8 protein-coding genes, 1 tRNA gene and 1 riboswitch are annotated in these 13,527 nt (G+C 68.2%); of the genes, 2 read left to right on the forward strand and 7 right to left on the reverse strand.

The genetic code is table 11. The features are described 5' to 3' along the window. Window positions 1-83 precede the first annotated feature (83 nt). Genes LQ772_RS10545 through rnr form a run of 3 tightly spaced genes read right to left on the reverse strand, consistent with a single transcriptional unit; the run spans window position 84 to window position 3,963 of the window. Complete coding sequence (locus LQ772_RS10545; protein ID WP_231320712.1) at window positions 84-365, reverse strand: CBU_0592 family membrane protein; 282 nt, start codon at window positions 363-365, stop codon at window positions 84-86. After that, entirely contained in the window at window positions 362-1,114 is a 753-nt protein-coding gene (gene rlmB, locus LQ772_RS10550; protein ID WP_231320713.1) for a 23S rRNA (guanosine(2251)-2'-O)-methyltransferase RlmB, read from the reverse strand. The genes LQ772_RS10545 and rlmB overlap by 4 nt, the downstream gene beginning before the upstream one ends. Beyond that, window positions 1,111-3,963 (reverse strand): ribonuclease R, encoded by a 2,853-nt coding sequence (rnr, locus tag LQ772_RS10555; RefSeq protein ID WP_425600787.1) that lies wholly within the window; start codon window positions 3,961-3,963, stop codon window positions 1,111-1,113. Before rnr ends, rlmB begins: the two co-directional genes overlap by 4 nt. A gap of 136 nt (window positions 3,964-4,099) precedes the next feature. Between rnr and LQ772_RS10560 the strand changes: the two genes are divergently transcribed. Beyond that, window positions 4,100-4,184: transfer RNA gene (locus tag LQ772_RS10560), tRNA-Leu, on the forward strand. Between the two features lie 102 nt (window positions 4,185-4,286). Here the strand turns inward: LQ772_RS10560 and LQ772_RS10565 are convergent. Next, window positions 4,287-4,706 carry a VOC family protein gene (locus tag LQ772_RS10565; protein ID WP_231320714.1) on the reverse strand — a complete coding sequence of 140 codons (420 nt, stop codon included), beginning with the start codon at window positions 4,704-4,706 and terminating at the stop codon, window positions 4,287-4,289. A gap of 202 nt (window positions 4,707-4,908) precedes the next feature. Continuing rightward, a riboswitch (glycine riboswitch) is annotated at window positions 4,909-5,003 on the forward strand. Window positions 5,004-5,041: 38 nt separating this feature from the next. On the opposite strand from LQ772_RS10565, the gene gcvP reads away from it, so the two are divergent. Next, window positions 5,042-7,930, forward strand: a complete 2,889-nt coding sequence (gcvP, locus tag LQ772_RS10570) for an aminomethyl-transferring glycine dehydrogenase (protein WP_231320715.1) — start codon at window positions 5,042-5,044, stop codon at window positions 7,928-7,930. A gap of 81 nt (window positions 7,931-8,011) precedes the next feature. Here the strand turns inward: gcvP and LQ772_RS10575 are convergent, their stop codons facing one another. The 3 genes from LQ772_RS10575 to LQ772_RS10585 all read right to left on the reverse strand — a co-directional run bounded on the left by LQ772_RS10575 (window position 8,012) and on the right by LQ772_RS10585 (window position 13,479). Beyond that, complete coding sequence (locus tag LQ772_RS10575) at window positions 8,012-8,413, reverse strand: VOC family protein (RefSeq protein ID WP_231320716.1); 402 nt, start codon at window positions 8,411-8,413, stop codon at window positions 8,012-8,014. Window positions 8,414-8,447: 34 nt separating this feature from the next. Next, a complete protein-coding gene (locus LQ772_RS10580) occupies window positions 8,448-11,222 on the reverse strand; it encodes a glycoside hydrolase family 31 protein (protein WP_231320718.1) in 2,775 nt (924 codons plus the stop codon). A gap of 178 nt (window positions 11,223-11,400) precedes the next feature. Next, window positions 11,401-13,479 (reverse strand): putative bifunctional diguanylate cyclase/phosphodiesterase, encoded by a 2,079-nt coding sequence (locus tag LQ772_RS10585; RefSeq protein ID WP_231320720.1) that lies wholly within the window; start codon window positions 13,477-13,479, stop codon window positions 11,401-11,403. Window positions 13,480-13,527 lie beyond the last annotated feature (48 nt).

Genomic DNA, 13,527 nt, shown 5'->3' on the forward strand with positions numbered 1-13,527 from the left:
GGGGCAGGAAACAACCCTGGCGTATTGCTTCCTTGCGCGCCCTCCCGTTTGCCCGGGAGGTGCCGACGGGGGCAACCCGCAGACTACAGGTCCGGCCCCGTCACCCTTGCCGCCCGCCGTTGTCGCGCGCTCCGCACGATGCCGAAGATGCCGATGGCCATCCACGCGATTTCCAGCGCAAACGCAGACACGTTGAAGCTGCCGAACAGCAACGACAGCGTCACTCCCAACGCGCCGAAGACGTTCATCAACTGATAGGTCAGCCCGTTGCCGTGCAGCTTGTGGGCCTGCAGCAAGAGGAACGCCAGCAGCACCAGCACCACTCCGACAAAGCCCGCCCAGTCGTACCAGAACAGCGTACTCATCGCTTCGCTCCGCGCTGGCGCAGCGCCTCGAACAGCACCACGCCGGTGGCGACCGACACGTTGAGGCTCTCCATCACGCCAGGCATCGGGATCTTCGCCACGAAATCGCACAGCTCGCGCGTGAGCCGGCGCATGCCTTCACCCTCGCTCCCCAGCACCAGCGCCACGGGTCCACGGAAATCGACCTCATACACGGACGTCTCCGTGTCGCCGGCCAGTCCGGTGATCCAGACGCCGGCATCCTTGAGCTCGCGCAGGGTGCGGGCCAGGTTGGTGACCGCCACCAGCGGCACGCGGTCGGCGCCGCCGGCCGAGGCGCGGCGCACCACGGGCGTCAGGCCGACCGCGCGGTCCTTCGGCACGATGACCGCGGTCACCTTCGCCGCGGCCGCCGAACGCAGGCAGGCACCCAGGTTGTGCGGATCGGTGATGCCGTCGAGCACCAGTACCAGCGTTTCCATGCCGTCGCGTTCGATCAGTGCGGCCAGATCGTCCTCGTGGGTCATCGGCGGGGGTTCGTAGAGCGCGACGATGCCCTGGTGACGTGCCTCGCCGGCCAGCTTGTCCAGCTGCTCGCGCGGACGGTGGTGCACCGGGATGTGGTGGCTGCGCGCCTGGTCGATCAGTTCCTTGATGCGCGCGTTGCGCTGTGCAGTGGCGATATCGACCAGCAGTTCGCGCACGCGCGAGGCGTCGTTGGCGAGCGCGCCCTCGACCGGGTTGATACCGACGATCCAACTCTCGCTCATGCCTTGCCCTTCGGTTTGCCCCTGCGATCCGATCGCTTGGCGGCCGTGGAAGCAGCCTCCAGCGCCTTGCGTTTGCCGCCGCCGCTCTTGGCCGCGGCAGCCGGATTGCTCTTGCCACGATTGCCCTTGGCGCTCGCGGCCTGCTCGCCCTTGGCCTGGCGGCCCCTGCCTTGGCTACCCTCGCCCTGCCGCTTGGCCTCGGGCGGGAGGGCCGACCGGCCAAGCGCCTCGGATGCAAGCTTGGTCGCCTTGCTGCGTGTCTTCGGCGAGCCGCCCTCGGACGGAACCATCTGCCGCCCCATGGCTTCGGACGCCACCTTGGCGGCTTTGCCGCGAGGGGCGCGATTATCGCCCATCACCGGCGCGGGCGGCGCTGCCTCGACCGGTGCCGGTGCCGGCACGCCGCGCCCGAACGCCCGGCCCACTGCCCTGGCGGCGCGGCCGAACATCCCGGGCGGCTTGGCGGCCGGCGCAGCCGGCTTGGGCAGCGAGTAACGCTCGCCACTGGCGTTGTAGTCGTAGGCCTTGCGGGCAGGGGTCGCCGGCTTGGCCTGCTCTCGCCGCGGCGCGAGCCGGAAGTCGATCTTGCGATCCTCGATGCTCGCGCGCAGCACCTGTACCCGCACGTGGTCGCCCAGGCGGAACTGATCGCCGCTGCGCTCGCCCTTGAGCAGCTTCCTGATCGGGTCGAAGTGGTAGTAGTCGTTGGCCAGCTGGCTGATGTGCACCAGGCCCGATACGCGCGATTCCTCCAGCTCCACGAACAACCCGAAGGAAGTGACGCCGGTGATCACGCCGTCGAACTCGCTGCCGATGTGCTTGGACAGCCAGGCGGTCTTGAAGCGCTCATCGACGTCCCGCTCGGCCTCTTCGGCGCGGCGTTCGCGCTGCGAACAATGCACCGCCATGGAGGCCATGTCGCTGGGCGAATAGACGTAGTCGCTCGGCTTGCCGCCGGTCAATGCGTAGCGGATCGCACGGTGTACCAGCAAATCCGGGTAGCGGCGGATCGGCGAGGTGAAGTGCGCATAGGCATCCAGCGAGAGGCCGAAATGCCCGCGGTTCTCCGGCTGGTAGGCCGCCAGGCTCTGCGAGCGCAGCAGCACCGACTGGATCAGCTCGCGCTCGGGGCGGTCGTGCACCATGCGCAGGATGTCCGCGAAGTCGCCGGGGGTGACCTCCTCGACCGGCGGCATGCGCAGCTTGAACTCGCGCAGGAACTGCTGCAGGTCCTCGTACTTCTCGGCCGGCGGCGGCTCGTGCGCGCGGAACAGCGCGGGAATCTTCTTCTTCGACAGGAACGTGGCCGCCTGCACGTTGGCGGCGATCATGCATTCCTCGATCAGCTTGTGCGCGTCGTTGCGTTCGGTCGCGCCCATCGCCTCGACTTCGCCGCGCTGGTCGAGCCGGAACTTGACCTCCGGCGTCTCGAAGTCGATCGCACCGCGGCGCTTGCGCTGGGCGGCCATCGCCTTGTACAGCGTGTGCAGGTGTTCCAGTTGGGGCAGCACATCGGAAACCTGGTCGCGCGCCTCCGGATCGAGCAGCCCGACTGCCTGCCATACGATGTCGTAGGTCAGGCGCGCGTGCGAACGCATCACCGCGTCGTAGAACTTCGACTTCACGACCTCGCCATCGTCGGTGATCTGCATGTCGCAGACCATGCACAGCCGCTCGACCTTGGGATTGAGCGAGCAGATGCCGTTGGACAGCGTCTCCGGCAGCATCGGCACCACGAAGCCCGGGAAATAGGTCGACGTGCTGCGCTCGTAGGCCTCGCGGTCCAGTGCATTGCCGACCTTGACGTAGTGCGACACGTCGGCGATCGCCACGATCAGCCGCCAGCCGCCGCCACGGCGCGGCTCGGCGAAGACCGCATCATCGAAGTCGCGCGCGTCGGCGCCGTCGATGGTCACCAAAGGCAGTTTGCGAAGGTCGGTGCGGCCCTGTCGCTCGGCGGCCGTTACCTCGGGCTCGACCTGGGCGGCGTCGCGCAGCACTTCGGCCGGCCAGTCATGCGGCAGGTCATGGCTGGCGATGGCCATTTCCACCAGCAGCGAGGGCTGCAAACGTTCGCCGAGCACCGACACGATCCGGCCAAGCGGGCCGCGATGCGGCGTCGGCGGATCGGTGATCTCGGCAACCACGATCTGTCCGGCGTGGGCGCCCTGCTCCTGGCCCGGTGGAACCATCACGTCCTGGTGCAGGCGCCGGTCGTCCGGCGAGACCAGGGTCACGCCGTTCTCGACCACGACGCGCCCGACCAGCCGTGGCGAACGCCGTTGCAGTACTTCGGCGATCGCGCCCTGGCGCCGGCCGCGCCTGTCGATGCCGACCACGCTGGCGAGTACACGGTCGCCGTGCAGCACCATGCGCATCTGCTGCGGCGAAAGGTAAAGATCGTCACCGCCCTCGTCCGGACGCAGGAAACCGTAGCCTTCGGCGTTGGCCAGCACCACGCCGGGGATCAGGTCCAGCTTGCGCACCGGCGCGTAGTCGCCACGCCGGCCCTGCAGCAGCTGGCCGTCGCGCACCATCGCGCCGAGGCGCTTGCGCAGCGCGCTGATGTCGGTCTCGTCGCGGAGCTCCAGCGCCTCGGCGATGCGCGCTTCGCTCAGCATCTCGCCGCGGTCATCCAGCAGCGCCAGGATCGCCTCGCGGCTGGGGATCGGCCGCTCGTAGCGCTGCGCCTCGCGGTCGGCGAACGGATCGCGTCCGCCCTTCGCGTGCGGGGGCGCGCCGGCCGGCGGCGTGCGCCGCGAACCGCCTCGTGCGCCCGGCTTCGGATTGCGCGGGCCTGCACCCGTATCGCCGCCCTTGCCGGTGCGGGATGTCTTCTTTCTGGTCACAAAAGATCCTTGTGGTGGAGCGCCGCGCAGCATGCCGCACGGTGCAATGAATTTCCTATCAACGAAGTGTTGACAAGCTGGGGGGAGGTGCCTACTCTACGCGGCTCGCGCAGCCCGAACGGCTCGCGCGACACCTGCCCAGGTGGCGGAATTGGTAGACGCACTAGTTTCAGGTACTAGCGGGTAAAACCGTGGAGGTTCGAGTCCTCTCCTGGGCACCAATTGTAGATGAAGCCCGCCGCAAGGCGGGCTTTTTCGTTTTCTGCTTTCCGCAGCGCGCGAGCTTTTCGCTTTCGCGCCCGCCACCTCCGAAGGAAGAGGGCTCAGTCCGCGGCGGTCGGCGGGCCCTTCAACTCCACCACGTTCCCCTGCGGGTCGTAGCAATAGATCGACGGCCCTTCGCCCTGCGCGCCGTAGCGCGAGCCGATGTCGCCCACGCGCACGCCATGCGCTTTCAGGTGCGCCACGATGGCGGCCTCGTCGTAGCCCTCCACGCTCAGGCACAGGTGATCCATGTTGTGCCCCTGCGCGCCCGGCCCGGCGCCGCCAAGGCGGCCGAGCTTGCCGTCCACCGGCACCAGGTCGATCAGCGAATCGCCCGCACGCAATTGCACCAGGCCGATGGCGTCCTGGCGCCGTTCCTCCGTACAGCCGAGCACGCCGCAATAGAACGCCTGCATCGCGGCCAGGTCGTAGACGCGCAGTACGAGGTGGTCTATCCGCTGGAGTCGGAAGGGAGGCATGGGCGTTCCTGCCGGATGGGGAAATGCGATGGTACAGGGAGCGGCCGGGCACACGCCCACGCGCTCCTGTCGTTAAGCCGGATTCCGCGCGCGCGGATGGCCGGCCTGTATAATCGACCCTTCGCACGCGGCGGGAGAAGCGGGGAATAGCCCGCTGCCGAAGACGCAACGCCCGTAATCGCTCAGGCCCGATACCGCCGCGTGCAAAAACTCTGGAGAGAGCGGTTCGATCCGCCGCCGAAGGGGCACGAAGCGTTCCGCTTCCAAACTCTCAGGCAAAAGGACAGAGGGGCGCCCCGCGTGCGGCACGCACGCGTTGCCTTCGGACGCCCGTCATGAGCCACAACCCCACTCCCTCGCTGCGCGACCTGGAAAACCACGACGCCTTCATCGCGCGGCATATCGGCCCCAACGATGCCGAGATCGCGCAGATGCTGCGCACGATCGGCTACGACTCGCTCGAGGCGATGACCGACGCCATCGTCCCGGGCAAGATCAAGTCGCCCGCGCCGCTGGACCTGCCGATGGCGGTCAGCGAAGTCGAGGCGCTCGCCAAGATCCGCGCGATCGCCGACAAGAACAAGGTCTTCAGGAGCTTCATCGGCCAGGGCTACTACGGCACCCACACGCCCAACGTCATCCTGCGCAACATCCTGGAGAACCCGGCCTGGTACACGGCCTACACGCCCTACCAGGCGGAGATCTCGCAGGGCCGCATGGAAGCGCTGATCAACTTCCAGACGATGTGCGCCGACCTGACCGGCATGGAGATCGCCAACGCCTCGCTGCTGGACGAAGGCACCGCGGCGGCCGAGGCGATGACGCTGGCCAAGCGCTCGGGCAAGTCCAAGTCGAACGTGTTCTTCGTCTCCGACCGCGTGCACCCGCAGACGCTTGAGGTGCTCAAGACCCGCGCCGAGGCGATGGGCATCGACCTGCACGTAGGCCCGGATGCCGACGCAACGACCGTCGACAGCTACGGCGTGCTGCTGCAGTACCCCGATACCTTCGGCCACGTCGGCGACTACAAGGCGCTGGCCGACACCGTTCACGCGCGCGGCGGCATCGTCTGCGTGGCGACCGACCTGCTGGCGCTCACGCTGATCGCGGCGCCGGGCGACTGGGGTGCGGACATCGTGGTCGGCAATACCCAGCGCTTCGGCGTGCCCTACGGCTTCGGCGGCCCGCACGCGGCCTTTATGGCCTGCCGCGACGCCTACAAGCGCTCGATGCCGGGCCGCCTGATCGGCGTCTCGATCGACGCCGAAGGCAAGAAGGCTTACCGCCTGACGCTGCAGACGCGCGAGCAGCACATCCGCCGCGAGAAGGCCACTTCCAACATCTGCACCGCGCAGGTCTTGCTGGCGGTGATGGCGAGCATGTACGCCGTCTATCACGGCCCCGAAGGCCTGACCCGCATCGCCCGCCGCGTGCATCGCCTGGCGGTGATCCTGACGGTCGCGCTGCGCCGGGCCGGAGTGAAGGTCGGCAACGACTTCTTCGATACCCTGCACGTCACCGGCATCGATGCCGCATCCATCCATGCGAACGCCCGCGCCGCCGGCATCAACCTGCGCGAAGTGGACGCCGGCAGCCTGTGCATCAGCCTGGACGAGACCACCACCCGCGCCGACGTCGTCGCGCTGGCGGGCCTGTTCGGCGCCGAGGCCGACATCGACGCACTGGACGCCGCCGTGCACGACGCCCTGCCGCGCACGCTGCTGCGCCAGAGCGCGTTCCTCACCCATCCGGTGTTCAACACCCACCACAGCGAGCACGAGCTGCTGCGCTACATGCGCGCGCTGGCCGACAAGGACCTTGCGATGGATCGCACGATGATCCCGCTGGGCTCGTGCACCATGAAGCTCAACGCCACCGCGGAGATGATCCCGGTGACCTGGCCCGAATTCGGCCAGATCCACCCGCTGGCGCCGGCTTCGCAGACCCAGGGCTACCAGGAACTGATCGATGGCCTCGAGGCCATGCTGGTCGAATGCACCGGCTACGACGCGGTCAGCCTGCAGCCCAACTCCGGGGCGCAGGGCGAATACGCCGGCCTGCTCGCGATCCGCGCCTACCACCGCTCGCGCGGCGAAGGCCATCGCGACATCTGCCTGATCCCCGAGTCGGCCCACGGCACCAACCCCGCTTCCGCGCAGATGTGCGGCATGCAGGTGGTGGTAACCAAGTGCGACGCCAACGGCAACGTGGACCTCGAGGACATGCGCCGCAACGCGGAGAAGTATTCCGACCGTCTCGCCGCGCTGATGATCACCTATCCGTCCACGCACGGCGTGTTCGAGGAGGACATCGTCGCCATCTGCGACATCGTCCACCAGCACGGCGGCCAGGTGTACACCGACGGCGCCAACATGAACGCGCTGGTCGGCGTCGCCAAGCCGGGCAAGTGGGGTTCGGACGTCTCGCACCTCAACCTGCACAAGACCTTCTGCATCCCGCACGGCGGCGGCGGCCCGGGTGTGGGCCCGTGCGCGGTCAAGTCGCATCTCGCCCCGTTCCTGCCCCGGAAGCTCGGCGAGGACACGCCCGTGGGCATGGTCTCGGCCGCGAGCTTCGGCAGCGCGAGCATCCTGCCGATCAGCTGGATGTACATCACGCTGATGGGCAGCGAAGGCCTGCGCCGTGCCACCCAGGTCGCGCTGCTCAACGCCAACTACATCGCCAGGCGGCTGGCCGATCACTACGAGACGCTCTACACCGGCCGCAACGGGCTGGTGGCGCACGAGTGCATCCTCGATTTGCGCCCATTGAAGGATTCCACCGGCATCAGCGCCGAGGACGTGGCCAAGCGGCTGATCGACTTCGGCTTCCACGCGCCGACCCTGAGCTTCCCGGTGGCGGGCACGCTGATGGTCGAGCCGACCGAGTCCGAATCGCAGCAGGAGCTCGACCGCTTCATCGACGCGATGATCCAGATCCGCGACGAGATCCGCGCGATCGAGGACGGCCGCCTGGACCGCGAGGACAACCCGCTCAAGCACGCCCCGCACACGGCCACCCAGGTGTCGGCGACCGAGTGGACCCACGCCTACCCGCGCGAACTGGCCGCCTTCCCGCTGCCGAGCCTGAAGTTCCAGAAGTACTGGTCGCCGGTGGCCCGCGTGGACAACATCTACGGCGACAAGAACGTGTTCTGCAGCTGCGTGCCGATCAACGACTTCAAGGAAGAGATCGAGGCGTTCAGCGAACCGAACGTGTCCTGACACCGCGCCACGGGATCGCAACGAAAGAACGCCGCCGGCACCACCGGCGGCGTTTTTCGTTGGTGCCGGGACAGCCTGCGCTCACGGCCCCCGCGAGGGCCTCCGGGCGTAGCTCACCGTCAGCATTTCCCAGGCGTGCCCGTCCGGCTCGCTCCAGTACACGTTGCGGCCACCGCCCTGCCCGGTCCGGACCTGCATGTCGACTTCGCCCATCGGCGTACTGCGGTAGGCGATGCCCTTGGCCTGCAACCGGGCGAAGATCGCATCGAACTCGGCCTCGCTGACGCGGAAGCAGTAGTGCTGCATCGAGAACTCGCCGATCTGGCCGACGTCCAGGGTGAGCCCGTCGTTCACGTAGACCGGGGAGAACGGGCCCGCCGGAGTGTCCTCCGACCAGGGTACGTCCAGCAGGCTGCCGAGCAGCCTGGCTGCCGCCTTCCGGTCGCGCGAGGGAACGATGACGTGGTCGAGCTGGATCGGCATGGCGAACTCCTGTCCTGTAATCCGAGAGCGTCCGTCACCAACGGACCGTAAGCGTATCGAGCACCGGATGGCTCGGCACGCGCACCACCGCGGTCGAACTCCCCTGGTCCCACGTCCAGCCATCGACTTTCCGGCCGTCTACTTGGATGTCCGCAGGCCGGGCGCCGGCGTGAATGTGCAACTCATAGGCGCGCGCCTTCAGCTGCCCAGGGAAGCGGCCACGGGCGGGGCCGATCACCAGTTGCTGCCTGCCCTGCGTATCGGTGGCATGCGTGATCGGCGTCAGCGCGTACTCGCGTCTGGCGTAGCCGAGGGAGTGGCCATCATCCTCGTACAGCTCCATGTGCCCGTTGCCGCTGCCGTAGACGTTGACGATCAACGGATCGAGCGGCCTTGCGTCCGAATAGGCGCTGGGCGGCTGCTCGGGCACGATCGCGCCTTCGCGCACGAACACCGGTATCTCGTCCACCGCGTAGTGGGCAGTGAAGCTGCGCCCGCCCTCGTGGCGCTTGCCGGTGAAGAAGTCGATCCACCCCCCGGGCGGGAGCCAGACCGTGACGTCGCCGTCGGGCGCGAGCACCGGCGCCACCAGCATCGATTCGCCGAAGAGGTATTCGTGCGGATGGCGATACGCCTCGTCCCGCTCGGGCCACGCGAGGTAGAGCGGCCGCAGGATCGGCATCGCGTCGCGGTGCGCCAGCCAGGCCTGGGTATACAGATACGGGATCAGCTGCGTGCGCAGCCTGAAGTACTTGCGCATCAGCGCCACGCCCGTCTCGCCATACACCCACGGCATGCGCAGGTTGCCCTCGAGCGGGTTGGCGTGGGCGCTGTGCATGCGCAGGATCGGGCTGAAGGCGCCGAATTCGATCCAGCGCGCGTAGAGGTCGAAGTCGATCCTGCCGCCGTGGAAACCGCCTATGTCATGGCTCATGTACGCCACGCCCACGTTGCCGCCTCGCGCGGTGTACGCGACTTCATAAGCCAGTACGGGCCATTGCGACCAGGTGTCGCCGGTGAAGAAGCCCGGATAGCGCTGACTGCCCCAACCGCCGTAGCGACCCAGGATGAAAGCGCGCTCGCCCGTGGCGCGCTGCGTGTAGTCGTAGAACACCTTGTTGGTCCACAGCTGCGGATCGAGCCCCGGCATGGCGGCCGCCCCGCTGCCGCCATCGACCCACCACAGGTCCACGCCCTGGCGCATCAGCGGCAGGTGCAGGTCGCGCATGAAGACCTCCGCCTGCGCCTTGTCCGACAGGTCGAAGGCGATCCGCCCGGGCGGCGGTACATCGCGCAGCGCGACCGGTCCGCGCAGGATGCCCCCGGCACGCTTGCCGGGCTGCACGCGCAGGGCGATGAGATTGGCCTGGCCGGCCTTCGCATAGGGCGCGATGTCGGCGGTGGTAAGCCGTTGCGGCCACGGCACATGGCTGTGCGGCACCTCGGTGCCGTTGACGAACAGGCGGTACTCCTCCGCGACCTCACCCAGGTACAGATACAAATGCGCCGGCAGCCGTGCCGGCAACCGCACCGAGGTGCGATACCAGGCTGGCCCCTCGTAGGCCGGCCAGCCTTGTGCCTGCCAGGGGCGGTCGGTGCGCACAGGCGCCCAGTGGCCGTCGTCGAAGGCGGCCGAGGACCAGTGCCGATCAAGTCCCTGATCGCGCGGATCGGTGGCGAAGCGCCAGTGGCTGCCTATGTCCAGATCGAAGGCGGCCGCGGGAGGCAACCGTCGGCCAAGGTCCCTTAGCACCTGCGGTGCGTGGCTGTCGCCGAAGGAGAGGATGCTTTCCTCCGTGTTGGCATAGCCTGGATGATCGTTGAGGGAGAGCTTGATGCCTCGCGCGTGCAGCCAGTCGATGAACGACTGCGATTGCGGGATCAGCGGGCTCCAGTCGTAGCCGCCGTCCCAGCCGTAGTTGTGCCACGCGAAATCCAGTACCAGCGTGTCGAACGGTATGCCGCTGTCGCGCAGCCGCGAGACTTCCTGCTGCAGCGCCTGCTGGTCGTAGCGGCGAAACACCGGGCTGTCGGCCTGCGCGGTGCGCGGGAAGTACTCGAAGTTGAAGTCGGTGATCCAGGGCCCGAATACGTAGCGGGGCACCATCGGTATCGGGCCGCTCAATCGGGCGTAATCGCGCAGAACGCGTGCGTAGTCGTGCCCATAGGTGAACAGGTAGCCGTCCTGGCCGGTGGCATCCGGGCGCGGTTCGATCCATTGCGTCCGGGTATTCCACAGCGGCGTGCGACTGTCGTCGATCCAGGCCCAGCCGCTGCGGCTGAGCAAGCCGGGCGTGGCCGGCTGCAGGTGCACTTCGATGCCGGGGATGACGATGCCGACCGGGCTTTCGGTGCCATCGCCGTTCGCCGGCAGGTTCGATCCGCGCAGGTCGTCCAGGGAATACGTCAGCCCGCCCAGGTTGCGATGGTCCACGTCGCCCGGATGCCAGTCGCTTTTCCGCCCGTCCGGACCGCGCCAGGTGACCTCGAGGTTGCCGGGCGCGAAGGGGCCCGTGCCTGGCCGGTAGCGCAACGTCATCGCGCTGGACGCCAGGACCACCCAGCCGTCCTGCCGGGCACGCCGGATCGGCACCGCGGGCCAGTCGCGCTGCCGGATCACGGCGGTGGGCGCGTCGACGAACCGTCCCGAGGGCTCGTATTCCAGCCGCACCAGGGAAGGCGTCAGGAACTCGAAGCGCGCCTTGCCGACGACGACCGCGGACGCGGCGACGTCCTTTCCCTGCGCCATGGGAACCAGCGCGACGGCCAGCCACGCCACCATCAGACACGCGAAACGACGAACGCTCATGCGAAAAGCCTCCCGGGTTGCCTGCCATGAAGCAGGCGGGGTTGGCTCGTCGTGTCCCACGTTCGCGCGGGAGGGGAGCCAGGCGCCCGCATCCCCTGCAGCGGACGGCCTGACGAAGGTACAACACCCGGCATCCGCCAAGGTATCCGCCGACCTGCGGGCCTCGCGTCCGGAAAGGTCAGCTCGTTGCCATCGCCGCGGGCAGGCAGCGGCGTTCGAACTCCGCCGCCGGCATCGGCCGGGCCAGCAGATAGCCCTGTATCTGGTCACAACCCAGCGCGCGCAGTGCGGCGGCCTGCGCGGGCGTTTCGACGCCTTCGGCCACCACTTCCATGCCCAGGGTGTGCGCCAGTTCGATGATCGCGGCGATGATCGCGCGCGGTTCGTGTCCGCCCTGATCCAGCGCTTGCACGAAGAACTGGTCGATCTTCAGCTGGCGCACCTGGAACTTCTGCAGGTACGCCAGGCTGGAATAGCCGGTGCCGAAATCGTCGATGGCGAACTCGAAGCCGTGCGCGCGGAAATCCTGGAGGATCGCGGTGGTGCGCTCGGCGTCGCGCATGGCCATGGTCTCGGTCACTTCGAACATGATCTGCGACGTATCCAGCCCGGCCGCGCCGACGATGCCGGCCGCGGTCTGTACCAATCCGGGCTGCTGGATCTGCATGGGCGACAGGTTGATCGCGATGCGGACCGGCGCCAGGCCGCGGTCGTGCCAGTCGCGCAGTTGCCGGCACGCTTCGCGGATCACCCATTCGCCGAGCCGCGCGATCTGCCCGCTGCGTTCGGCGACGCCGATGAATTCCAGCGGCGGGACCGTACCGAGTTCGGGATGGCACCAGCGCAGCAGCGCCTCGGCGCCGACCAGGGCGCCGGTGTCGCCGTGGTGCTTGGGCTGGAAGTGCAGCGAGAGGCTGCCGTCATCCAGCGCCGTCTGCAGGCCGCGCTGGATCGCCAGCACGCGCATCGCGCGATCGCGCATGGAGCGGTCGTAGCAACGGTAGCCGTTGCGGCCGCCCTCCTTGGCTTCGTACATCGCCGCGTCGGCGTGCGCGACCAGTTCTTCCACGCTCTCGCCGTCGCGCGGGTAATAGGCCACCCCGATGCTCGGGGTGACCCGAAGCGCGGTGTCGCGCACGTCGAAGCTTTCCTGCATCAGCCCAATCAGTTGCTGGGCGATGCGCAGCGCCGAGTCCGGACTGCGCATGTGTTCCAGCACCACTACAAACTCGTCGCCACCCAGGCGCGCCAGGCTGTTGATGTGCAACACGCCGGCCAGCCGCCCGGCCACGGCGCGCAGCAGCTCGTCGCCGAAGCCGTGGCCCAGCGTATCGTTGATGGCCTTGAAGCCGTCCAGGTCGATGTACAGCACGGCCAGATGGCCGTGCCCGGCGCGGGCGCGCGCCAGCGCCTGCTCCATGCGCTCGGTCAGCAAGTGGCGGTTGGGCAGCCCGGTCAGTGCGTCATGCGTGGCCAGGTGATGCAGGCGGTTGTTGAGATGGTCCAGCGAACCGGAAAGCCGTTGGGCACGCACGTACAGCCTCGCGACGATCTCGGACAGGGCCAGCGTCGCTCCCATCGCCAGCACCGCGACCATGCTGACCACGCTGCCCAGCCACACCGTCCCCGAAGACGCCACCAGCGACAGCTCCGGCCGGTCGCCGTAGGACAGCCGCGTGGAGAGGTTCAGCAACACCACGATCAGCACGCCCATCAGAACCGACAGGTATGCCCGGCGACCGTACAGTGCGCGCATCGGACGCGGGCGGAACGCGTGCATCAGGCGCAGGCCACAGGCCACTCCGAAGGTGCACAGCAGCACCCAGTACAACCAGACCCGCGGCTGGTAGCTGATGCCACCGGCGACGTGCAGCGCGCCCTCGCTGAACATGTGGATGAGCGCCACGCCCACGCCAAGCGCAAGCGAACCGCCCAACCAGCGCAGCCGGCCCATGACCTGGCAGTCGGCCACCCACAACAGGCCCAGCCCGACGGCCAGTGCCGCGAACGCGGACGCCGTGCTCAATACCGGATCGAACGCGCCCACCGCCCGCGGCAGGCGCGCCAGCATGCCCACGAAATGCACCGACCACAGGCCGACGCCCAACATCCACGCGCCCACGCCGTACCAGATCAGGCGATGCGCGGCCGCGCGCGAGGCGGCGATGCGTCCTGTGGCATCGATCGCCTGATAGGCGACCAGGCCGCCGATGAGCAGGGAGAACAGCTCCAGACTGAGGCGAAAGCTACCGACCATGGCGTTCTCGAAGCCGACGAGCCGGCAATCTCCGGGTCTTAGCGGCCG

It is taken from the genome of Frateuria edaphi, assembly GCF_021117405.1.
Lineage (GTDB): Bacteria > Pseudomonadota > Gammaproteobacteria > Xanthomonadales > Rhodanobacteraceae > Frateuria_A > Frateuria_A edaphi.

Coding starts and splice junctions, on each gene's coding strand:
- LQ772_RS10545 (WP_231320712.1), bottom strand. CDS start 365: ATGAGTACGCTGTTCTGGTACGACTGGGCGGGCTTTGTCGGAGTGGTG.
- rlmB (WP_231320713.1), bottom strand. CDS start 1,114: ATGAGCGAGAGTTGGATCGTCGGTATCAACCCGGTCGAGGGCGCGCTC.
- LQ772_RS10565 (WP_231320714.1), bottom strand. CDS start 4,706: ATGCCTCCCTTCCGACTCCAGCGGATAGACCACCTCGTACTGCGCGTC.
- gcvP (WP_231320715.1), top strand. CDS start 5,042: ATGAGCCACAACCCCACTCCCTCGCTGCGCGACCTGGAAAACCACGAC.
- LQ772_RS10575 (WP_231320716.1), bottom strand. CDS start 8,413: ATGCCGATCCAGCTCGACCACGTCATCGTTCCCTCGCGCGACCGGAAG.
- LQ772_RS10580 (WP_231320718.1), bottom strand. CDS start 11,222: ATGAGCGTTCGTCGTTTCGCGTGTCTGATGGTGGCGTGGCTGGCCGTC.
- LQ772_RS10585 (WP_231320720.1), bottom strand. CDS start 13,479: ATGGTCGGTAGCTTTCGCCTCAGTCTGGAGCTGTTCTCCCTGCTCATC.